Source organism: Sphingobium sp. B2D3C, assembly GCF_025961835.1.
Taxonomy (GTDB): domain Bacteria; phylum Pseudomonadota; class Alphaproteobacteria; order Sphingomonadales; family Sphingomonadaceae; genus Sphingobium.
In genome coordinates this window covers 343312-364207 of the sequence record NZ_JAOQOK010000001.1, presented here as the reverse complement: position 1 = coordinate 364207, position 20896 = coordinate 343312, and the positions used below count along the sequence as shown (strand labels likewise).

Below are 20896 nucleotides of genomic sequence, written 5' to 3'. Positions count from 1 at the left end.
CCGTTCTGACCTCGGCCTGGATGGATGCCCCCACCAAATGGGGGCTTTTCATCCGGCCTTTGGGGCGGCCAATCGAACAATATGCGGTATCTTTACCTTAATGCTCGATAGGCACGTCCACGACTGACAGAGCAATCAGGGGGTTCATTTGACGATACGCAAAGCTGTCTTCCCGGTCGCCGGGCTTGGCACTCGCTTCCTGCCCGCCACCAAGGCGGTGCCGAAGGAAATGCTTCCCGTCGTTGATCGCCCGCTGATCCAATATGCCGTCGATGAAGCGCTGGAAGCGGGCATCGAGACGATGATATTCGTCACCGGGCGCGGCAAGGGCGCCATTGAGGACCATTTCGATATCGCCTTCGAGTTGGAGCGGACGCAGGCCGACCGCGGCAAGAGCGTCGCGGCGCTGGAAGGCACGCGCCTGACGCCCGGCAATGCGATCTTCGTGAGGCAGCAGGAACCCCGCGGCCTTGGCCATGCGATCTGGTGCGCGCGCGACATCATCGGCGACGAGCCCTTTGCCATCATCCTGCCGGACGAGCTTCTCGTCGGCCGTCAGAAGGGATGTCTGGCCCAGATGATCGAGCAATATGAGAAAGTCGGCGGCAATCTGGTCTGCGCACTGGAAGTGCCGGTGGACGAAACGCCCAGCTATGGTGTGATCGATCCGGGCGCCCGCGACGGCGTGCTGACAGAGGTCCGGGGCCTGGTCGAGAAGCCGGCGCTGGGCACGGCGCCCTCCAACCTGATGCTGCCCGGCCGCTATATTCTGCAGCCCGAGGTCATGGCCCTGCTGGCGACGCAAGAGGCTGGGGCGGGCGGCGAAGTGCAGCTCACCGATTCCATGGCGAAGCTGATCGGCCAGCAGCCCTTCCACGGCGTGACCTTCGATGGCGAGCGCTTCGACTGCGGCTCGAAGCTCGGCTTTGCCCAGGCCAATTTCGCGCTCGCCTGCCGCGACGATGCCATGGGCGGCGATCTCAAGAGCTGGGCTCGCGATTTCCTCGCCTGAGAGGCGCCAACTCCGACGCAACGACCCTGGGCTTGCGCAGCAGCGCCTGACGCAAGCGCCACCTCCCATATCCATCGGCACATAAAAAAGGGCGGATCCTGCGATCCGCCCTTTTTCTTATCTCGTTGGGCCTGCCGACCCGGGCAGGAACCCTCAGTGCTTCTTGTTCGCCCAGATGTTCTGGTACGACATGTAAGCCAGCACCGTCGCGAACAGCAGGAAGATCACCACGGCGATGCCGGTGCTCTTGCGCGCTTCCATCTTCGGCTCGGCCGTCCACATCAGGAAGGCAGCGACGTCCGTAGCCATCTGGTCGACGGTCGGCTTGGGTTGGCCCTCACCATAGGTCACCTGACCTTCGGCCGTCAGCGGCGGCGCCATCGCGAGGTTGAGGTTCGCGAAGTACGGGTTGTAGTGCAGCCCTTCCGGCGTCTTCGCGTCGGGGAACTTGCGCAGCAGTTCGGCCGGCTGCTCACGATAACCGGTCAGCAGCGCATGAACATAGTTCGCACCGTCATGACGGGCCTTCGCGATCAGCGAAAGATCCGGCGGAATGGCGTTGTTGTTGGCGGCAGCGGCAGCCACGCTGTTCGGGTAGACCAGCGGGAACTTGTCCGCCGGCACGCCCGGACGCGTGCTGGGTTCACCCGTGCTGGGGTCGATCGACGGCACCTGACGGGCTGCGGCGATCGCCTTGATCTCGGCTTCATTATAGCCAAGGTCGGCGAGGCTGCGGAACGCCACCTGATGGATCGAGTGACAGGCCGAGCAGACTTCCGTGTAGACCTGGAAGCCGCGCTGCAACTGCGCACGATCGAATTTGCCGAACGGCCCTTCAAAGCTGAAGCCAGCCTTTTCGGGGTGGAGGTGGAACTCCTTCTCAGCCGTGGGCTGCGGCGGCTCGCTCACATAAGCGACCCCACCCCAGATGAAGCTGAGCAGCAGCATGCCGGAGAAAAACAGGCCGACAAGGAAGGCCAGGACACGAACCATTGACGGACCCCTTAATTAAGCTGCGCCGGTGGGCTGGGTATCGCTGCCCATGCCCGGAGGTGCAGACTGTTCTCCCTCGAACTTGCCCTTGGCCAGCACCGCTTCGGTAATCGAACCGGGAAGCGGCAGCGGCCGCTCGATGGACGCAATGATCGGCAAGATGATCAGGAAGTGCGCGAAATAATAAGCCGAAGCGATCTGGCTGATCATGACATAGGGCTCTTCCGCCGGTGCACCGCCGCAATAGCCGAGCACGAGCACGTCCAGAATGAGCAGCCACCAGAACTTCTTGAACAGCGGGCGGTAGTTGCCCGAGCGGACCGGCGAGGTGTCGATCCACGGCAGGAAGAATAGCAGCAGAATGGACGAGAACATCGCCATCACGCCGAGGAGCTTCGCGGGAACCAGCACGATACCGGTGAACGGGATCACCAGATCCATCGTGAAGGCGCGCAGAATGGCGTAGAACGGCCAGAAGTACCATTCAGGCACGATGTGCGCCGGCGTCGAAAGCGGGTTGGCCTGGATATAGTTATCCGGGTGACCCATCGAATTCGGCGCGAAGAACAGCACCAGTGCGAAGAGGATGAGGAACACGCCGAGGCCGAAACCGTCCTTCGCCGTATAATAGGGATGGAACGGCACCGTATCCTGCGGCCCCTTCACTTCCACGCCCGTCGGGTTGGACGAGCCGGGAATGTGCAGCGCCCAGATGTGCAGGATGATGACACCCGCGATCACGAAGGGCAGCAGATAGTGGAGCGAGAAGAAGCGGTTGAGCGCGGCATTGCCAGGCGCGAAGCCGCCGAGCAGCCAGGTCTGGATCGGCTCACCCACCACCGGAATGGCGGCGAAGAGGCCGGTGATCACCTGCGCGCCCCAGAAGCTCATCTGACCCCAGGGGAGCACATAGCCCATGAACGCCGTCGCCATCATCAGCAGGAAGATGACCACACCGAGCAGCCACACCATTTCGCGCGGCGCCTTGTACGATCCGTAATAGAGGCCGCGGAAAATGTGGAGATAGACGACGATGAAGAAGAAGCTCGCGCCGTTGGCGTGCGCATAACGCAGCAGCCAGCCCGAGTTCACATCGCGCATGATGTGCTCGACGCTATCGAACGCCACGCCGGCATTCGCCGCATAATGCATGGCGAGGATGATGCCGGTGATCAGCTGGATCGTCAGCGCGACGCCCGCGAGGACACCGAAGTTCCAGAAATAGTTGAGGTTGCGCGGCACTTCATAGCCGCCGCCGACGGCGTTGTAGACGAAGCGCGGGAGCGGCAAGCGCTCATCCACCCACTTCATCACGGGATGCTTCGGCGTGTAATGCTCAGCCCAGGGAAAGCTCATTATCTTTATCCTCAGCCTACGAGAATGGCGGTGTCGGAGGTGTACTTATACTGCGGAACCACGAGGTTTTTCGGCGCAGGCCCCTTGCGGATGCGCGCGGCAGTATCATAGCTCGAACCGTGGCACGGGCAGAAATAACCGCCGAACTCGCCCCGGTTCTCACCCTCGCCGGCACCGAGCGGCACGCAACCCAGATGGGTGCACACGCCCATGGTGATCAGCCACTGCTTCTTGCCGTCGACCGTGCGCTCTTCCAGCGTCTGGGGATCGCGCAGGGTGGAGACGTTGACGGCGTCCGCCTCGGCAATTTCCTTGTCCGTCAGATGCCGCACGAACAGCGGCTGCGAGCGGAACACCGTCTTGATCGCCTGGCCGGCCTGGATTGCCGACAGATCGACTTCCGTCGTCGCCTGCGCCAGCACGTCCGCACTCGGACTCATCTGGGTAATCAGCGGATACAGAACGGCGAGACCGCCAACACCAGCGAAACTCACGGCTGCGATGTTGATGAAGTCGCGACGACGCACGCCTTCGCCATCGTCCATGACAGCTTCCGTCCCTTGCACTTCAGTGGCCATGCTTTGTCATTGCCTCCCTTTGTCCACGATCGCCCGAGAGCGTCGTGCACGCCGAAATCTCGATTCGGGCGCCAGTCGATCGCGCGGTCGAACCGAAAGGCTTCCTTATTGGCCGGAAGTCCGCTCGTCCGCCGAATGATACGACACACCGCACGCCAGGATGGTCCCGGCGCGTTCGGGCGCCTGATAGCGCCGTTGATTGCGATTTGCCAACCTTCAATTTCGTGGCCCGCCCGCCTTTTTCCAGCCGGGCGCAAGAGGGCTGGGATTGCGCAGGGGCCGTGGCTAGGAGGTAAGGATGCGCATCGCCCTCTATCAGCCCGATATCGCCGGCAACGTCGGCACCATCCTGCGACTGGCCGCCTGCTGGCAGATCCCGGTCGACATCATCCTTCCCTGCGGCTTTCCGGTGTCCGACGCGCAGCTGCGCCGGGCGTCCATGGATTATGGCGCGCAGGCCGATGTGACGCGGCATGTGGACTTTGAGAGCTTCATCGCCGAGCGACTGAAGGATGGCGCGCGTCTGGTGGCGCTGACCAGCGTCGGCAGCGTGCCCCTGCCTCAGGCCAGCTTCCAGCGCGACGACATCCTCTTGCTGGGCCGCGAGAGCGCCGGTCTGCCCGAGGCGATCCACGCACAAGCGGCTTTGCGCGTGCGGATTCCCATGGCGCCGGGCTTTCGCTCCTTGAACGTCGCGGTGGCAACTGGCATCGCGCTTGGCGAAGCTCTCAGACAGACCGGACTTTTCCCCGCATGACTTCCACCGCTCCCAACAGCCTCGACGATCAACAGCTGGCCGCCCGCGCCTGGTTCGAAAGCCTGCGGGACCGTATCTGCGCCGCGTTCGAAGCCATCGAGCGGGAAGCGGGCAGCGATGCGGCGTTCGATTATCTGTCCTGGTGGCGCGAGAGTGACGGCCAGCCCTCCGGCCCCATTGAACAGGGCGGTGGCGGCGGCGGCGTGCGCGGGGTGATGAAGGGCAAGGTGTTCGAGAAGGTCGGGGTGAATGTCTCGACGGTCGGCGGCGCCTTCTCGCCCGAATTCGCCCGCACGATCCACGGCGCGGGCGAGGAGCAGCCCGGCTTTTTCGCCACCGGCATCAGCCTCGTGGCGCATATGGCCAATCCGCATGTGCCGGCCGTACACATGAACACGCGCATGTTGGTCACGACCAAGCGCTGGTTCGGCGGCGGCGCGGACCTCAATCCGCCCATCGTCTATGAAGAAGACACAGCGGATTTTCACGACACGCTGCGCCGCGCCTGCGATGCGCATGACGAGAGCTACTATCCGCGCTTCAGCAAATGGGCGGAGGAGTATTTCTACATTCCCCACCGCCAGGCTCACCGGGGCGTGGGCGGGATTTTCTACGACCATCTCGAAGGGCCGTTCGAGGAGAGCTTCGCCTTCACCCAGGCGGTGGGCGAGGCGTTTCTGGAGGCCTTTCCGCGAATCGTGCGCCGCCGCATGGGATTGCCATGGACGGCGGAGCAGGAAGCGCAGTTGCTCGAATGGCGCGGCCGCTATGTCGAGTTCAACCTCGTGCATGATCGCGGCACGCTGTTCGGCCTCAAGACCGGCGGCAATATCGACGCAATCCTGATGAGCCTGCCGCCGCGCGTCACCTGGAGCTGAACGGCGCTCCGGCTGCCGGCGCACCCGCCGTCGCACGGTAGAGCGCGGCGCAGATCAGCACGACGAGGACCGTCCGGGCGGTTTCCACCAGCGCGGAGACCATCGCGATCAGCAGGTCGGCGATGTCGGCCGGCAGCAACAGCTCGGCGACCACCCCCACGACGGAGGTGAGCACGACCCCCAGCATGATCATCATGATGAAAATCAGGCCGAGCACGCCGAACACGCGCCACCCGTTCCCCCGCGTCAGCGCGGCACTGCGCTGGAGGATAGTGAGCGGGTTGCGCTGCGACTCCGCTGCGGCGACCGGCGCGATCAAGGCCAGCCGGCCGATCAGATAGCAGCCGGGCAGAATGAAGAGCATGAAGCCGCCCATGGCGCCCAGTCCCTGCAGAAGATTCGCAAGGAAGAAACCGGGCAGGACCGGAAGAGCCATGACCAGAGCCTCCCGCACCGTCGGTCGCTCGCCACGCAGCAGCAGCGCGTGCATCGCCAGCACGGCGAAGGACGAGATGGCAGCGAAGGCCAGCAGTACCGGCCAGTTCAGCTCGGCATATTGGGTCAGCCGCGCCAGCATCATGTCGTTGGTGGCGTTCTCGGCGAGCGGCTCGGGCTGCTTGACGAGCTGCTCGGCCACCAGAGCGGGCAGGAACATGAACATGCCGGCCACGGCGCCCAGAATGTCACGGTTTGCCGCGCCCATCTGCTTGGCGTCGTCCCATATCGCTGCCAGATCGATCCTGCTCAACCGCTTGTGCTCCCGTTTCCGCGCTCGATAGGCAATATCTGCCCCGCGCGCCATAGGCGAGCCATGCCTTGCCAAATTTGGTCGCAGATCGCATCTCGGGCGGGATGACCGCACCTTCCCTCCCCGAACAGGATTTCCCGGCCAGCCCTGAGTGGCGGATCGAGCCGGGATTGCTCGATTATGAAAGCGCGCTGGCCGATATGGATGCGCGCGTCGCGGCGATTGCCGCTGGCGAGGCGCGCGAACGCATCTGGCTGGTGGAACATCCCCCGCTCTACACCGCCGGCACCAGCGCGCTCTCGACCGATCTTCTGGCACCAGTCTTTCCCGTCCATGTCACGGGGCGCGGCGGGCAATATACCTATCACGGCCCCGGCCAGCGCGTCGTCTACCTCAATCTCGATTTGGGCCGACGCGGGCGCGATGTGCGGCGCTTCGTCCGCGCGCTCGAGCAGTGGATGGTCGCCGCGCTGGCCGATCTCGGCGTCGAGGCCTGGACCGTGGATGGCCGCGTCGGCGTCTGGACGCAGGGGCCGCACGGGGCGGAGGCCAAGATCGGCGCCATCGGCGTGCGGGTCCGCAAATGGGTGACCCTGCACGGCCTCTCCATCAATGTCGCGCCGGACCTTGGCCATTATAGCGGCATCGTGCCCTGCGGAATCAGCGATCTGGGCGTCACCAGCCTGGCTGATCTGGGACGCCCGGCCGACATGCACCACCTCGATGCCATTCTCCAATCGCATCTGCTGGCCATGCTGGCAGCGCTTGACTCCGACGGCGGGTGAACGGCCGCAGCCATGGGGTGGTCGGGTTCCACGGCCCCTTGAGCCCTGCAGCATCCCTCTTTAAGACCGGCTCTTCGTGCTGCCGAGGGGGCCTCGACCGATCGGGAAATCGGCCACGACCAAGAAGACCAGAAAGGATGCCGCTGATGCGCAAGACCCATGTTCCCCTTCTTCTGCTCGCGGCCATGGGCGGCCTCGCGCTCGCGGGCTGCGACGGCGCCAAGGACGCGCCGGGCAACACGGTCGAAATGCGCGACATGAATGTGCTGGAAGGCACGGTGAACGATTCGATGACCGACCTCGATGCCGTGAAGGCCGATGGCCTGGGCGCGGTCGGCAATGCCGGCAGCGTCAGCCGCAAGCAGACGAGCGAGCCCGCCGCCAATGCCAGCTCTGAAGACACTGAGACCGTCGCCTCGGAGTAACCCTACTTCAGCCCGAGCAGCTTGTGGGTCTGCAGGGACAGTCGCCAGCGGCTGTCTGACAGGACCAGCGCGATGGCGGCCTCCCGGTTTGCGGCATTCGCCTCCAGGGTGCCGCTATCCATCGGCTGCACAAGAAACTGGCCGAAGTCCCAATCCAGCAGCTCGGCCGGGTCGATTCCAGGCTGCGGCCAGACCAGCTTGAGCTCATCACCCCGACGCTGCGTCACGCTACTGCCCGCCTTGGGGCTGATGCAGAGCCAATCGACGCCCGGCGTCGCCGCCAGCGTGCCATTGCTCTCCACCGCGATTTCAAAGCCGGCGGCATGGAGTGCGTCGATCAGCGCGGCATCGAGCTGCAGCATCGGCTCGCCGCCGGTGATGACGACGAACCGCTGACCGGCCTCATCACCCCAGAGATCGGCCACGGCCTGCGCGAGCGCCGGTGCCGCGCCGAAGCGACCGCCATTCTCCCCATCCGTCCCCACGAAATCCGTGTCGCAAAACTGGCAGATCGCGCTTGCCCGATCCTGCTCTCGTCCGGACCAGAGATTGCAGCCGGCAAAGCGCAGGAACACCGCCCGGCGACCGGCCTGCATCCCTTCGCCCTGCAAGGTGAGGAACATTTCCTTGACGGCGTAGCTCATCAGCGCGGCTCAGGGATGCGTCGCGTAACGCGTCGGGTCGGGCAAGCCGGCTTCCTGATAGCCCTTCGCGCGCAGGCGACAGCTATCGCACAGGCCGCAATGCAGGCCTTCGGGCGTCGGATCGTAGCAGGACCAGCTCATGCCGGCATCCAGCCCCAACCGCGCCGCCTCGGCGGCGATCTGCGCCTTGCTCATATATTGGAGCGGCGTGGCAATCTGCACCGGCGCGCCTTCCACGCCCTGCTTGGTGGCCAGCGATGCCATATGCTGAAAGGCAGCGATGAACTCCGGCCGGCAGTCAGGATAACCAGAATAATCGAGCGCATTCACCCCGATGTAGATGCGCTCTGCCCCCACCACCTCGGCCAGGCCAAGCGTGAGCGAGAGGAAGATCGTGTTGCGCGCCGGCACATAAGTGATCGGAATGCCCTCGCCCACGCCCTCCTTGGGCACGTCGATGTCGGCGGTCAGCGCCGATCCACCGAACAGCGAGAGGTCGAGCGGCAGCACGACATGGCGCTCCACCTCCAGCGCGGCCGCCACGCGCTTGGCGGCCTCCAGCTCGACACGGTGGCGCTGCTGATAATCGATGGTGAGCGCGGCGAGGCGATAACCCGCCTCGCGCGCCAGTCCGCCGGCGACCATCGAGTCGAGTCCGCCGGAAAGGAGGACAACCGCCATGGGGGCGTGCGATGCAGACGATATCGGTGACATGATGCCCCGCGCTAGCGCAAATCCCCTGCCCCTGTCACGGGATGAGATGATTTCGGGTTTCGCGAGCTGGGAGAGAATTGCGCTCGAGCGGGAGAACGCCGTTACAGTCACTCTCTGGCTAAGCGATGCTGGCGCATCGCCGCCACCCCCGGCCCCTTTTCTGAGCAGGGGAGATATGTCTTCAGCTTCAGCGCCTCGCAGCACCGGGGCGGCAGGCGCCCACCCGTCGGGCTTCCATCTCATGCGCAAAAGGCAATCCATCCGACACCCCTTGCGACGAAATCTGCACGAGCCGCGAGGTTTCGATCCGCAGATCGGTGCGACCACGGCCGCCCTCGCCACAGTCATAGGATGCCGCGACGGCACGCGGCGACTGGCGAATCAGGTAACGCTCGCACTGCCGATAGGGGTGCTTGGGCTGGAGCAACTGGCTGCCATCGCTGATGCAAATCCGGCGCGCAGCCTGATTGCTCCCCCGCTCGAGCAGCTCCCATTCGCCCGATTCGACCGCATCCAGCCCGCCGGCCTGCGGCGCCTGCGCCATGGACATGGGCGCCAGCAAGCTGCCCAGCGCAAGCCCTATCGCCAGCATCGCTGCCTTAAATGCCATGTCGCTTCAGCCACTTCTTCGTTTGCAGGCGGCAACGGCCGACGAGGCCGGATACCGCAATATTTCAACGATGGAAATGCACGGCTTGTCGCAGATTGTCAAATTTGCCGGCGGGCGTGCGCCTCAGTGCGGGGCCTGCAACTCGGCCAAGGTGATATCGAAAATCCGCGAACAGAACGCGCAGTCGACCGCGATCACCCCGCGCTCGTCGGCCATGGAGGTGCGCTCGGCGGGGTCGAACCGGCCCAGCACGCCGCGAATCCGCTCCGGGTCGCACCGGCAGCCCTTGCGCAAATCGGCGCTGGAGAGCGCGCGAATCTCGTCTTCCTCATGGAACAGGCGCCAGGCGATATCCTCCAGCCCCAGTGCGGGATCGGTCAGTTCTTCCTCGGACAGGGTATTGCCGAGGATCATGACATGCTCCCAATCGGGATGATCGTGCCGCACATGCAGCCGCTCGCGCCCCACCTCGCCTTCGGGCAGATGCTGGAGGAGCATCCCGCCGCCGATGCAGCCCTCTTCCGCATCATGCCGAACCGCGATCTTCACGATGCTGGGAATCTGCTCGGACTGGGCGAAATAATGCTCCGCCGCCGCGCCAAGGCCAGTGCCTTCCAGCGGGACGATGCCCTGATAGCGCTCGCCCGTGACAGCCTGATCGAAGGTGATCGCCAGATAGCCCTTGCCGAACAGACCGAACAGCGTGGGATTCTCGCCCAGCTCGGCGAGGCGCTGTTCATCGAACTGGGCATAACCACGCACCGCGCCGCCCATATAATCGGCGACCAGCAGCGACACGGCGCCCTGCTCGGTCTGCGCCTGCAAGGTGAGCTGGCCTTCATCATCCTTGAGCATGGCGCCCAGCAGAGCGGCCAGCACGAGGGCCTCGGCCACCAGCTTCTCGATGACGGGCGGGTAACGATGGGCGGCGAGCACCGCATTGAGCGCAGGGCCAAGGCGCACAAGCCGACCACGGACATTGCGAGCAGGCAGGGCGAAACCGAGGACGCGGTCCTCTGTGCGGGCAGGATCGAATTCTGACATGGCGCCTAGATAGGGACTCCCCTCACGAAAGTCTAAGGGGGCGAAAGTCTAAGGCGCAGCCTGCGACGAGGCGGTCGAACGCGGCCAGGCCTCCAGCCGCCCACGCAACCACTTCCGCGATGGTGTCTCGAACAGGCGGAAGGAGAGCACGGCAATGATGACGACGCTGGTCATAAACATTAGGAAAAAGGCCGGCTCGCGCGCCAGCTGATGGTCGGTCGCCAGGCCCGGCACAGCGAGAAGCAGCACGAGCTGGACGGGAAAATGCCATAGATAAATGCCGTAGCTGGCATCCCCCAGCCAGCGGGTCCGCTGCAACAGGCTCGCCCGCAGGCAGGGCTCCAGCAGGGCGGCCAGCAGCACGATCGCCATGCTGAACAGCGGAACAGAGAGATAGCGCCGGATGTCGAGACTGTCGTCCCAGCTCGTCCATCCCCCTGCCCCCAGCAGCAGGACGACCAGCACGGAGAGCCAGATGGTGCGATCGGCGTGAACAGCAAACAGCGCCGCGCCGCCGAAGAAACCTGCCGCGCACATGAAGAGGATGTAGCCCTCGAACAGGAAGCATCCGGCGATGGCCGCTGCGGCCAGCAGGGCGGGCCCAAGCACGCCCGCGCGAAACAGCACCGGCAGGCTCAGCCAGAACAGCGCGTAAACAAGAATCTCGATGGACACCGACCAGATCGGCGCATTGAAACTGTAGACCACCGTCGGCCACCAGTTGGAGGCAAGACCAAGATGCAGCAGAAAATTGCCCAGCATATTGTGCTGGTAAACGAGGAATGCGCCGAATTTCGCCTGCGCGATTCCCTGCAAGCCCGCCACGATCAGCAGCGTCAGCACGTGAAGCGGATAGAGGCGCGCGAGCCGGTTCACGACAAAGTCGCGCGTGCTGCTTTTCCGGCCATGATAGACATGGGCGAAGACGAAGCCGGATATCACCCAGAAGAGCTGTACGGCATATTTGCCATGCTCATAGAGCCAGCTGGCCTGCTCGAAAAAGGGCTGCTGCGGGCGGAAGCCGGCCATCGCCCGCTCGGCGCCAGGCGGGTAGAAGAAATGCTGATAGTGCCAGAAGATGATGACCAGCGCGGCCACGCCCCGCATCGCATCGATCAGCAGAAAATGCCTCGACGTCCGCTCGGGCGGCGCGAACAGCGTGGCTATCCGCCGTGCCCCGGCGCCGATCATGTGCGGGTTGTGCCGGAGCGCGTGTTGGGCGCCCCGGCATATCCTGTGGGACTCCGGCACGGCGCCGGATGTCCTGTGCCTGGTTTAGCACCGACCAACATTCAGATGATGGCCGCCAGCGCTGAATGGCGGCTGGTCCTAGCCAATCAGGCCCGCCGCCCAGAGCAGCACCGATTTCTGGGCATGGAGGCGGTTCTCGGCCTCATCCCAGATCAGCGACTGCGGACCATCGATCACCTCTTCCAGCACCTCTTCCCCGCGATGGGCCGGCAGGCAGTGCAGGAATTTCGCATCCGGCTTGGCACGGGCCATCAGCGCGGGCGTCACCTGATAGGGCATCATCGCGCGCAACTTGGCGTCGCCGCCGGCCTGACCCATGGAAATCCATGTGTCGGTTACGACGACGTCCGCGCCGCTGGCCGCCTCCACCGCATCGCGAGTGAGCGTGATCGTAGCCCCCCCAGCCCGCGCCGCCTGCGCAAAGCGCGGATCGGGATCGAACCCTTCCGGCACGCCGATGCGCACGTCGAACTTGAACAGCCCGGCCGCCTCGATGATCGAGTGCAGCACATTATTGCCATCCCCCAGCCAGGCCCACTGGCTGCCCGGCAAGGCGAGGCCATGCTCGATGACAGTCAGCAGATCGGCCATGATCTGGCAGGGATGCGAGAGATCGGTCAGGCCGTTGATCACCGGAACGGTCGCATGATGCGCCATTTCCTCGATCTTGGCGTGATCGTCGGTGCGGATCATGATCAGATCGACCATGCGGCTCAGCACGCGGGCGGTATCCGCCACCGTCTCGCCACGACCGAGCTGGGTCGTGCCGCTGTCCAGGATCAGCGACGAACCGCCGAGCTGGCGGATCGCCATGTCGAAGCTCACACGCGTACGCGTCGAGTTCTTCTCGAAGATCATGGCGAGCGTGCGACCCGCCAGCGGCGCGTCCTTGTCGACAGCGCCCTTGGGCATGCCCGCGCGCGCGGCCTTGCGGGCCATCGCATCGTTGAGAATGGCCGCGAGCGCGTCGCCGCCTGCATCCGTGAGATTGCGGAAATGCCGGATCATGATGCGTTCGCCTCTGCCTTGATGCTGGCAGCCCCAGCGGAGAGCTTGGCGATCGCTTCGTCGATGTGAGACTGCTCGATCACCAGCGGCGGCAGGATGCGCACGACATTCTCGCCGGCCGAGACGGTCAGCAGGCCGTGATTGTCGCGCAGATGCGCCACGAAGTTGCGTGCTTCCACCTGCGGCTTCAGCTTCACGCCGAGCATGAGGCCGAGGCCACGCACTTCTTCGAAGACATCGTCATGATTGGGGATGAGCTGCTCCAGCGCGCCGCGCAGCCGCTCGCCGGTTGCCGCGACCTGCTCCAGGAAGCCCGGCTCCAGCAGCACGTCCAGCACCGCCATGCCCGCCGCCATCGCCAGCGGATTGCCGCCATAGGTGCTGCCGTGCGTGCCGAACACCATGCCCTTGGCGGCTTCTTCCGTCGCAAGGCAGGCACCGAGCGGGAAGCCGCCGCCAATGCCCTTGGCCACGGCCATCACATCGGGCTTCACGCCATAATGCTCATGCGCGAAGAACTTGCCGGTGCGGCCATAACCACACTGCACTTCATCGAGCACCAGCAGCAGCCCATGCTTGTCCGCCGCCTCGCGCAGGCCCTTGATGAACTCGGGCTTGCCGGCGGTCAGACCGCCCTCGCCCTGCACCGTCTCCACGAGGAAGCCGGCGGTTTCATCATCGATCAGCGCCAGCGCGCCATCGAGATCGTTGAACGACACATAATCGAAGCCGGGCAGAAGCGGCTCGAACCCGTCGCGCATCTTGGGCTGGTCGGTGGCGCTGATCGTGCCCAAAGTCCGCCCATGGAAGGCGTTCTTGAACGTGATCAGCTTGTGCCGCTGCGGGTTGCCATTGGCGAAGTGATAGCGCCGCGCGGTCTTGATCGCGCATTCCACCGCTTCCGCGCCGCTGTTGGTGAAGAACACCGTATCGGCAAAGCTGTTCTCGACAATGCGCTGCGCAAACGCCTCGCCCTGCGGCGAGCCGTAGAGGTTGGAGACGTGCATGAGCGTCGCGGCCTGCTCGGCAATCGCTTTCACGAGGTGCGGGTGGCCATGACCCAGCGCATTGACCGCGATGCCGCTCGCAAAATCCAGATAACGCTCGCCGCGCTCGCCGATCAGATAGCAGCCCTCGCCTCGCACCGGACGCACATCGCACCGGGGATAAACGGGCATGAGCGGGGTGATAGACATAAGACTACTCTTCCTTCCTCGCACGGCTTTTCAAACAGAAAAAGGCGGCCCGTGCGAGGCCGCCATCGTCAGGGGGTGGCTATAGCTGTGTGCGGACTGGTTGGCAAGAAAAGCGCCTAGCGGACCTTCACCACCGCCGGGACGCCGACCGCGAGAGCACCGGGGGGCACATCCGTCATCACCACCGCGTTCGCGCCAATGGCGGCGCCATCGCCAATCGTCACGCGGCCCATGATCACGGCACCGGCGCCGATGTTCACATTCCGCCCGATAATCGGGGCTTCATCAAGCCGTTGCAAGGACCGCAAGCCCAGCGTGCAGTTCTGCCGAATGATCGAGCCATCGCCAATGATGCTGGCCCCGTGCACCACGATGCCGCCCTGATGCTCGACGATCACGCCCCGACCGATCGTCGCGGTGTAGGGAATCTCGATGCCATAGACATTGCGGCAATGCCGGTAGCCCCAGCGATAGATCATGCTGAGCGGCCCCCGCAGCAGCTTGGAGCGCACCGTCATCCGCCAGTTGCCGAACCGGTGCCAGAACAAGGTGCGGAAACCCGGCCGGGTCCATTCGCGCCCATGCGCCGCATAATCCTCGCGCACGAGCTGACACATGTCTTTGAAGCTCATGGCCGCGCACTCCCTTCTGCGCCCTTATATTCGATAAGCCGGGCCGGCCCTCCCCCCCGCGCGCGCAGATGATAGCGCGCCAAGCCGCCGAATTGCGCGAACTTGCCGAGCATCATCCACAGACCATAGCCCATGGCGAAGCGCAGGGGCGACCCCGCCGCGCGCTTGCGGGCCGCGATCCGCACGACCTGAGCGGGATACATCAGCAGCATCGCAAGCGCAGCCCAGATCAACGGCGCAACGCCCGATACCAGCCCGAGCAGGATCGCGCCCAGGATGAGGAGCGGGATCATACCGCCCCACAGCAGGATGCTGTTGCGCTGGCGGCGCCAGCTCGGAAATGCCGCATCGCCATGACGCGCGACATGCTCGGCAAAGGCATAGCCGGCCCGGCGCGCACGCAGCCATTGTTGGCGCGCATGGTGAATGTCGGCATCGTGCAGCGTCATTTCCGCGTCGATCCGCCGCACCTGCCAGCCCATCCCACCAAGACGCAGGCAAAGGTCAGGCTCTTCGCCGGCAATCAGGCTGCCGTCATAGCCATCGGCTTGCGACAGCGCCGCCACGCGGAACAGCACATCGCCCCCACAGGCCTCGACCAGCCCAACGGGGACATTCCATTCATCGTCGCACAGCGCGTTGTAGAAGCTGGCAGCGGGGAAGCGCTCGCGACGCCGCCCGAAGACCGCGCACAGTCCCGGCTCGGCATCCAGCGCCTGTTCGGCCCGACCGATCCAGTCCGGCGCAAGTTCGCAATCGCCATCGACGAATTGAACGAAATCGAGCGTGGGATGATCCGCCAGCAGGCGCCGCCATCCGGCATTGCGCGCACGCGCCGCAGTGAAAGGCGTCGCGACATCCAGCTCCACCACGCCAATGCCGAGGCTCCGCGCGAAGGCGATGCTGCCATCCGTCGAACCCGAATCGACATAGATCACCGGACAATCAGCCGGCGCGCTTCTGAGGCAGCGCTTCAAGCGCTCGCCTTCGTTCCGGCCAATCGCCACGATGCCCGTGCGCGGCGCCACGACGCTCATGGCGCGGTCCAGCCCGGCGCACGACCTGCTGGCTCATCCCACCGGGGGATGGAGGCGCGCCCATCCGCCCGCTTGGGCCAGAAGCCATGCCGCAAGGTCATCGACACCTCCTGCGGAACGGCGTCGGCCCTCGGCCCACGCAACGGGCGCGAGGCGAGCGCCAGCGCCCGCCCGGCAAGCCACGCAAGGTTGGCACTGAACAGCCGCGCAACGCCGCCGGTGCGCACAAAATAACGCCGCCGCGCCTCGAAACGATAAGCCGGATAGGGTCGCACCGCGACCTGCGCCCCGCTCGCGACGCCCGTGGCGGCCCCGGCAATATGGATCACGCGGCTGCCCGGCACGAACCACATCTCCCAGCCGGCGCGGCCCATGCGGTGCATCAGTTCGACTTCCTCGAAATAGAGGAAGAAGCCATCGTCGAACAATCCGGTCTCCCGAAGCGCAGCGCTGCGGAACAGGACGCTGGCGCCGGTGAGCCAGTCTGCGGTGACGGGCGTCTCGCCCTCGACCAAAGTCGGTGCAATGCCGAGCATCGTCCCGAGTTTGGCCATGCCGCATCCCCGAACGAACTCCCGGCCCGGCGTCGGGAAGCGAAAAGCGGAGCCGGCCAGCGCGCCATCCGGCTCCAACAGGCGACTGCAAACGGCCCCGGCGCGCGGGCGCGCGTGCATGGCCTCCAGCAAGGCCGTGATCGCGCCGGGCTGGACCAGCGTGTCGGGATTCAGCACATGAATGAAGGCCGGCGGCGCGGGGCGCTGGAGCAGGCGCAACATCGCCTGATTATTGGCCCAGCCAAAGCCGCCATTGCGCTCCAGCGGCAGCACCGTGACCCAATCGTTCCACTCAGGTTGAGCGAAATGCTCGGTGAGTTTTTCTGCCGACCCGTCAGCCGAGCCACCGTCAACCACGATGACCTCGAATGGCCCTGCCTGCACCCGTTCCGCAACCAGCGAGTCCACGCAGCGGATGACATAATCCGCCGTCCGGTAATTGACGATGACGATCGCGAGATCGGAAAAAGAAGTGGCAGGCATGTCGGTTCCGATAAGGCATCATGGACCGGCGCGGTCGACGCCGCCCCGCCCCGCTCTTAGCGGCATTTCCTAAACGAAAGCTATGGTCAGCGCGCGGCGCTGTAGCGGGCGCCGCCCTGGTGCAGCGTGCCGACCGCACGGGAGACCGCCTGCATCAGCTCCCAGCGCTGCGGAATGCCCACCGTGGTCTCGCCGATCATCACCGCAATCGCATAGCTCGAGCCATCCGGCGCGGTCATGATGCCGACATCATTATAGCCAGTCGAGCGCGGCGCCAGATCCTGCCCGGTGCCGGTCTTGTGGAGATAGGTCCAGCCGGCCGGAACGCCGGCCTTGATCCGTTGCGGGCCGGTCTTGGCGCGCTCCATCGTCGCCAGCAGAACCTGCGTCGAAGATGGTGAGAGCATCTCGCCCTTCTGGAGCCGCGCCAGCGCGCCCACGATGGCCAGCGGCGCCGCACCGTCGGGCGGATCGGCCAGATAGCTGTCGAGCGCCCGCTCGCGCACGGAGCGCGGCAGGTTGGACCGCGCGGCATAGAAATTGCGCCCGGCGGACATGTTTTGCGACCAGGTCAGCCCGGCCGTCTGGCTCTGCAACAGCCGCTCGCCGGGGCCGAACCTGATGCTGTCCGATCCGATGAACCGGCGCGCCAGATAGCTGCGCACGGCGTCCGGCCCGCCAACGGTGCGCAAAACCGAATCGTTCGCGGTATTGTCACTCTGCGTCATCGCCCGCTCGAACAGGCTGCGCAGCGAGGTGGTGTAGCCCTTCTCGCTGTTCACCAGCGCCGCAATGGGCTGATGGAAGAGCGTCAGGTCGGACGGACGGATGGTGACATCCCGGTCCAGGGTCAGCTTGCCGCGGTCCACGGCATCGAGCATGGTCATCGCCACCCACAGCTTGGAGACGCTCTGCTGCGGGAACAGCAGATCGCCATTATGCGAGACGGTCCACCCCGCATCCACGCTCTGCACGGCGATGCCGACCTTGCCATTGAACTGGCGCCCGAGCGCCTGAATGCTGGCGACCAGCGCAGGCGGCGCTGCCGTGACCGGCACGCGCGGCGTGGGAACGGCATTGCGATTGGGCAGCCAAGGCGCGCTCACCGTGCCGCCGCGCTGCACCCGCTGAACGGCGGCCTGCTGCGGGACCGGCTGCACGACTTCGCGCGGCGGCGCGTAGCGGACGGCGGGCTGCGCCGGCGCTGCGATCCGCGCGCTTGGATGTGTCGATGACGGAATGGCGGTGCACGAACTCGCCAATGCGAGCACCGCGAGCGCCGCCGACAATGGCCCCAGACCCTGCCTCACGCGCTGAAATCTTCCTTGCCGAACATAGGGATATACTGACCGAGCACGGAGAATAATTCCAGAACGAAGCGATCAGTTGCGGTGTACCGAATCCCTTTTGCGACAAAGTGAGGATGTCGCGGGAACAAGCGCTGCCCTAATTATTGCAAATCGCAACGGTTTGATCTCTGTCAAAGCGCGCGGCGCCGGCATCGCCCATAAACATCGTGACGCGACGATCCGCAGTCGAAGCGTTGAAGGCAGCTCTGCTGTTTTCCCTCCTAGTCAGAACCTCAGGGCGCGACGGCCTGGCCATCGCGCCCTTTTTTTGCTCATTCTGCCGTCAGGGCACCAGCACCGTATCGACAGCCTCCGGCAGCATGTCGGGATGATCGAGCGTGTAATGCAAGCCCCGGCTCTCCTTGCGCTTGAGCGCGCTGCGGATGATCAGCCGGGCGACTTCAAGCAGATTGCGCAACTCGATGAGGTCGGACGTCACGCGGAAATTGCCGTAATAATCATCGACTTCGCGCGCGAGCAGGTCGGCGCGGTGCTGCGCCCGCTCCAGCCGCTTGGTCGAGCGGACGATGCCGACATAATCCCACATGAACCGGCGGATTTCCTTCCAGTTATGGGTCACGACGACTTCCTCGTCGCTGTCCGTCACACGGCTTTCGTCCCACGCCCGGATCGGCGGCGGCGCGGGGAGATCGGCCCATGTCGCCCGGATGTGATTGGCAGCCGCCTCGCCGAACACGAAGCATTCGAGCAGCGAGTTGGAAGCCAGGCGATTGGCGCCATGCAGGCCGCTTTCCGTCACCTCACCCGCTGCATAGAGGCCCGGCAGATCAGTGCGCCCATCGAGGTCGATCACCACGCCGCCGCAGGTGTAATGCTGCGCCGGCACCACCGGGATCGGCTCCTTGGTGATGTCGATGCCCAGGCTCAGCAGCCGCGCATAGATGGTCGGGAAATGCTCCTTGATGAACTCGGGCGGCTGGTGGCTGATGTCGAGATGGACATAATCCAGCCCAAGCCGCTTGATTTCATGGTCGATAGCACGAGCCACGACATCGCGCGGCGCAAGTTCGCCACGCGGGTCGAACCGGTCCATGAACCGCTCGCCGCCGCCGGGCACGCCCGCGGGCAGTTTGAGCTTGCCGCCCTCGCCCCGCATCGCCTCGGTAATCAGGAAGTTCTTGACCTCCAGATTGTAGAGGCAGGTGGGATGGAACTGCATCATTTCCATATTGGAGACGCGGCAGCCGGCCCGCCAGGCCATGGCGATCCCGTCCCCGGTCGCGCCACGTGGCGCGGTGGAAAACAGATAGGTGCGGCCTGCCCCGCCCGTCGCGAGGATCGTCGCCCGACCCACAAAGGCTTCCACGCGCCCGGCCTTGCTGTCGAGCGCATAGACACCCCACACCCGGCCATCGCCGGAATAGCGCTCGCCATGACGGGAGGTGATCAGGTCGATCGCGACCATATTCTCCATCAGGGTGATGTTCGGATTGGCGCGTGCGGCGGCCATCAGCGCGACCTGCACCGCATGACCGGTCGCATCATCGACATGCACGATGCGGCGGTGCGAATGCCCGCCCTCGCGCGTGAGGTGCCAGCGCTCGCCAAAGGCCTCGCCCGCATTGAATGGCACGCCCAGCGCCGCCAGCCGCTCGATCGCGGCCGGGGCTTCGGACACGACGAACTCCACCGTCGCCCGGTCGTTCAGCCCACCGCCGGCGACCATGGTATCCTCGACATGCGCCGCAAAGCTGTCCCCGCCATCGAGCACTGCCGCAATGCCGCCCTGCGCCCAGTTGGTCGAACCGGAATCGAGCGCGCCCTTGGCGAGCACCAGCACCTTGTGCGTCTGCGCCAGGTTAATGGCGGCGGTCAGGCCGGCCGCGCCCGATCCGATGATGATGATGTTATGCGTGGAAATGGTCATGCACAAAGTCCCGAGCGGCCGCGTGGTGGAATGGCGCGCAATGCCGTGTCCTAGCCTGCGCGCGGCGCTTTGCAATGCGGCAGCTCGTAATAGACTGATCGAGAACGATCTTTCCGATTATTCGGCGGAAGCTCACGGGAAGATAGTTAACGAAGAGGAAATATATCGCGAAATGGAGTACAAAGCCTCGTGTGACGCCTTGTGCGTTTGCGTGTGGGAGAAAAGATCATGAAATCACTTTATTTTCTGGGGACGGCTGTCGCGCTCGCCCTGACTGGCCCCGCCATGGCGGCCAATCTCGTCACCAATGGTGGCTTCGAGTCGGGCAGCTTCAGCGGCTGGTCGTTGAGCAATGTCGGCGGCGGCACGGCTCCGGTCGTGATCGCTTATGGTCAGGGCTCGGGTTACCCGACCGGTGCCTATGGCGAATCCATTCCCGCCCCGGCTGGCGGCGGCACCTATGGCGCCTATTTCTCGTCCGACACGGCCAACCCTGACTCGCTCTCGCAGAGCGTGAACGTGGTTGCCGGCGTGAGCTACTATCTGTCGTTCGATTACTTTGTGCCGCTGAATGGCTATGGCAATCCGTTCGACGCCTCGCTCCAGTTCCTGATCGACGATGTACCGGCGGGGCTGACTCTCACGGCGGGCAGCGTGAGCGGCACCACGCCGCAGACCTGGTACACCTTCACGACGCAGTTCACCGCGACGAACAGCGGCCTGGCCAATCTGAAGTTCAATTTCTTCGGTGACGGCAGCACGGCAGCCGACTTCGTGGTCGACAATGTGTCGATGGCTGCGGTTCCCGAGCCGGCGACCTGGGCTCTCATGATCGGTGGCTTCGCGCTCGCCGGCATGCAGCTGCGTCGTCGTCGGGTTTCGACCAGCTTCGCCTGAGCCTCGCTCAGTCTGAACACATGAAAGGCCGCCGGTGCAAATCGGCGGCCTTCATTT

At 64.8% G+C, this 20896-nt stretch carries 22 protein-coding genes; 6 read left to right on the top strand and 16 right to left on the bottom strand.

Annotation, left to right across the window (positions count from 1 at the left end):
- Nucleotides 1-148 precede the first annotated feature (148 nt).
- Entirely contained in the window at nt 149-1012 is an 864-nt protein-coding gene (locus tag M2339_RS01635) for a UTP--glucose-1-phosphate uridylyltransferase (RefSeq protein ID WP_264587715.1), read from the top strand.
- A gap of 153 nt (nt 1013-1165) precedes the next feature.
- Here M2339_RS01635 and M2339_RS01630 read toward each other — a convergent pair whose 3' ends face one another.
- From M2339_RS01630 to petA, 3 genes are read right to left on the bottom strand one after another with little or no spacing between them, the layout of a single operon-like run.
- Entirely contained in the window at nt 1166-2005 is an 840-nt protein-coding gene (locus M2339_RS01630) for a cytochrome c1 (protein ID WP_181560426.1), read from the bottom strand.
- 15 nt (nt 2006-2020) lie between these two features.
- A complete protein-coding gene (locus M2339_RS01625) occupies nt 2021-3361 on the bottom strand; it encodes a cytochrome b (RefSeq protein ID WP_181560427.1) in 1341 nt (446 codons plus the stop codon).
- Between the two features lie 11 nt (nt 3362-3372).
- On the bottom strand, nt 3373-3939 hold the full coding sequence (gene petA / locus M2339_RS01620) for a ubiquinol-cytochrome c reductase iron-sulfur subunit (RefSeq protein WP_181560428.1): 567 nt from the start codon (nt 3937-3939) through the stop codon (nt 3373-3375).
- A 298-nt stretch (nt 3940-4237) separates the two neighbouring features.
- Between petA and M2339_RS01615 the strand changes: the two genes are divergently transcribed.
- Complete coding sequence (locus tag M2339_RS01615; RefSeq protein ID WP_181560429.1) at nt 4238-4696, top strand: tRNA (cytidine(34)-2'-O)-methyltransferase; 459 nt, start codon at nt 4238-4240, stop codon at nt 4694-4696.
- On the top strand, nt 4693-5574 hold the full coding sequence (gene hemF / locus M2339_RS01610; RefSeq protein WP_264587716.1) for an oxygen-dependent coproporphyrinogen oxidase: 882 nt from the start codon (nt 4693-4695) through the stop codon (nt 5572-5574). The genes M2339_RS01615 and hemF overlap by 4 nt, the downstream gene beginning before the upstream one ends.
- Here hemF and M2339_RS01605 read toward each other — a convergent pair.
- Nucleotides 5561-6322, bottom strand: a complete 762-nt coding sequence (locus M2339_RS01605) for a hypothetical protein (RefSeq protein WP_181560431.1) — start codon at nt 6320-6322, stop codon at nt 5561-5563. The two genes, hemF and M2339_RS01605, sit on opposite strands and share 14 nt — an antisense overlap.
- A gap of 104 nt (nt 6323-6426) precedes the next feature.
- Here M2339_RS01605 and lipB point away from each other — a divergent pair, with 104 nt between their 5' ends.
- Entirely contained in the window at nt 6427-7107 is a 681-nt protein-coding gene (gene lipB, locus M2339_RS01600) for a lipoyl(octanoyl) transferase LipB (protein ID WP_264587717.1), read from the top strand.
- A 146-nt stretch (nt 7108-7253) separates the two neighbouring features.
- Entirely contained in the window at nt 7254-7532 is a 279-nt protein-coding gene (locus M2339_RS01595; RefSeq protein WP_264587718.1) for a hypothetical protein, read from the top strand.
- Between the two features lie 2 nt (nt 7533-7534).
- Here the strand turns inward: M2339_RS01595 and queE are convergent, their stop codons facing one another.
- The 12 genes from queE to nadB all read right to left on the bottom strand — a co-directional run bounded on the left by queE (nt 7535) and on the right by nadB (nt 19942).
- The gene (queE, locus tag M2339_RS01590; protein ID WP_264587719.1) at nt 7535-8176 is read right to left on the bottom strand and encodes a 7-carboxy-7-deazaguanine synthase; all 642 of its coding nucleotides are present in this window, start codon (nt 8174-8176) and stop codon (nt 7535-7537) included.
- 9 nt (nt 8177-8185) lie between these two features.
- On the bottom strand, nt 8186-8857 hold the full coding sequence (gene queC, locus M2339_RS01585) for a 7-cyano-7-deazaguanine synthase QueC (protein WP_264573442.1): 672 nt from the start codon (nt 8855-8857) through the stop codon (nt 8186-8188).
- A gap of 220 nt (nt 8858-9077) precedes the next feature.
- Complete coding sequence (locus M2339_RS01580) at nt 9078-9500, bottom strand: DUF3617 domain-containing protein (RefSeq protein WP_264573443.1); 423 nt, start codon at nt 9498-9500, stop codon at nt 9078-9080.
- 123 nt (nt 9501-9623) lie between these two features.
- Nucleotides 9624-10544 carry an Hsp33 family molecular chaperone HslO gene (locus tag M2339_RS01575; protein ID WP_264593990.1) on the bottom strand — a complete coding sequence of 307 codons (921 nt, stop codon included), beginning with the start codon at nt 10542-10544 and terminating at the stop codon, nt 9624-9626.
- Between the two features lie 48 nt (nt 10545-10592).
- Nucleotides 10593-11735, bottom strand: a complete 1143-nt coding sequence (locus M2339_RS01570) for an acyltransferase family protein (protein WP_264587721.1) — start codon at nt 11733-11735, stop codon at nt 10593-10595.
- A 138-nt stretch (nt 11736-11873) separates the two neighbouring features.
- Nucleotides 11874-12803: an ornithine carbamoyltransferase gene (gene argF, locus M2339_RS01565; RefSeq protein WP_264579611.1), complete on the bottom strand. Its 930-nt coding sequence runs from the start codon at nt 12801-12803 to the stop codon at nt 11874-11876.
- Complete coding sequence (locus M2339_RS01560) at nt 12800-13999, bottom strand: aspartate aminotransferase family protein (protein ID WP_264587722.1); 1200 nt, start codon at nt 13997-13999, stop codon at nt 12800-12802. The genes argF and M2339_RS01560 overlap by 4 nt, the downstream gene beginning before the upstream one ends.
- Before the next feature lie 116 nt (nt 14000-14115).
- Nucleotides 14116-14631 carry a serine O-acetyltransferase gene (locus tag M2339_RS01555; protein WP_220128556.1) on the bottom strand — a complete coding sequence of 172 codons (516 nt, stop codon included), beginning with the start codon at nt 14629-14631 and terminating at the stop codon, nt 14116-14118.
- On the bottom strand, nt 14628-15668 hold the full coding sequence (locus M2339_RS01550; RefSeq protein WP_181560441.1) for a glycosyltransferase family 2 protein: 1041 nt from the start codon (nt 15666-15668) through the stop codon (nt 14628-14630). The genes M2339_RS01555 and M2339_RS01550 overlap by 4 nt, the downstream gene beginning before the upstream one ends.
- Entirely contained in the window at nt 15665-16705 is a 1041-nt protein-coding gene (locus M2339_RS01545; RefSeq protein ID WP_181560442.1) for a glycosyltransferase family 2 protein, read from the bottom strand. Before M2339_RS01545 ends, M2339_RS01550 begins: the two co-directional genes overlap by 4 nt.
- An 86-nt stretch (nt 16706-16791) precedes the next feature.
- Nucleotides 16792-18015: a class A beta-lactamase-related serine hydrolase gene (locus tag M2339_RS01540; RefSeq protein ID WP_264587723.1), complete on the bottom strand. Its 1224-nt coding sequence runs from the start codon at nt 18013-18015 to the stop codon at nt 16792-16794.
- Between the two features lie 322 nt (nt 18016-18337).
- Nucleotides 18338-19942 carry an L-aspartate oxidase gene (gene nadB / locus M2339_RS01535; protein WP_264587724.1) on the bottom strand — a complete coding sequence of 535 codons (1605 nt, stop codon included), beginning with the start codon at nt 19940-19942 and terminating at the stop codon, nt 18338-18340.
- A gap of 228 nt (nt 19943-20170) precedes the next feature.
- Between nadB and M2339_RS01530 the strand changes: the two genes are divergently transcribed.
- The gene (locus M2339_RS01530) at nt 20171-20839 is read left to right on the top strand and encodes a PEPxxWA-CTERM sorting domain-containing protein (protein WP_264587725.1); all 669 of its coding nucleotides are present in this window, start codon (nt 20171-20173) and stop codon (nt 20837-20839) included.
- The last annotated feature ends 57 nt before the right edge of the window (nt 20840-20896 follow it).

Coding starts and splice junctions, on each gene's coding strand:
- M2339_RS01630 (WP_181560426.1), bottom strand. CDS start 2,005: ATGGTTCGTGTCCTGGCCTTCCTTGTCGGCCTGTTTTTCTCCGGCATG.
- M2339_RS01625 (WP_181560427.1), bottom strand. CDS start 3,361: ATGAGCTTTCCCTGGGCTGAGCATTACACGCCGAAGCATCCCGTGATG.
- petA (WP_181560428.1), bottom strand. CDS start 3,939: ATGGCCACTGAAGTGCAAGGGACGGAAGCTGTCATGGACGATGGCGAA.
- M2339_RS01615 (WP_181560429.1), top strand. CDS start 4,238: ATGCGCATCGCCCTCTATCAGCCCGATATCGCCGGCAACGTCGGCACC.
- hemF (WP_264587716.1), top strand. CDS start 4,693: ATGACTTCCACCGCTCCCAACAGCCTCGACGATCAACAGCTGGCCGCC.
- lipB (WP_264587717.1), top strand. CDS start 6,427: ATGACCGCACCTTCCCTCCCCGAACAGGATTTCCCGGCCAGCCCTGAG.
- M2339_RS01595 (WP_264587718.1), top strand. CDS start 7,254: ATGCGCAAGACCCATGTTCCCCTTCTTCTGCTCGCGGCCATGGGCGGC.
- queE (WP_264587719.1), bottom strand. CDS start 8,176: ATGAGCTACGCCGTCAAGGAAATGTTCCTCACCTTGCAGGGCGAAGGG.
- queC (WP_264573442.1), bottom strand. CDS start 8,857: ATGGCGGTTGTCCTCCTTTCCGGCGGACTCGACTCGATGGTCGCCGGC.
- M2339_RS01580 (WP_264573443.1), bottom strand. CDS start 9,500: ATGGCATTTAAGGCAGCGATGCTGGCGATAGGGCTTGCGCTGGGCAGC.
- M2339_RS01575 (WP_264593990.1), bottom strand. CDS start 10,544: ATGTCAGAATTCGATCCTGCCCGCACAGAGGACCGCGTCCTCGGTTTC.
- M2339_RS01570 (WP_264587721.1), bottom strand. CDS start 11,735: ATGATCGGCGCCGGGGCACGGCGGATAGCCACGCTGTTCGCGCCGCCC.
- argF (WP_264579611.1), bottom strand. CDS start 12,803: ATGATCCGGCATTTCCGCAATCTCACGGATGCAGGCGGCGACGCGCTC.
- M2339_RS01560 (WP_264587722.1), bottom strand. CDS start 13,999: ATGTCTATCACCCCGCTCATGCCCGTTTATCCCCGGTGCGATGTGCGT.
- M2339_RS01555 (WP_220128556.1), bottom strand. CDS start 14,631: ATGAGCTTCAAAGACATGTGTCAGCTCGTGCGCGAGGATTATGCGGCG.
- M2339_RS01550 (WP_181560441.1), bottom strand. CDS start 15,668: ATGAGCGTCGTGGCGCCGCGCACGGGCATCGTGGCGATTGGCCGGAAC.
- M2339_RS01545 (WP_181560442.1), bottom strand. CDS start 16,705: ATGCCTGCCACTTCTTTTTCCGATCTCGCGATCGTCATCGTCAATTAC.
- nadB (WP_264587724.1), bottom strand. CDS start 19,942: ATGACCATTTCCACGCATAACATCATCATCATCGGATCGGGCGCGGCC.
- M2339_RS01530 (WP_264587725.1), top strand. CDS start 20,171: ATGAAATCACTTTATTTTCTGGGGACGGCTGTCGCGCTCGCCCTGACT.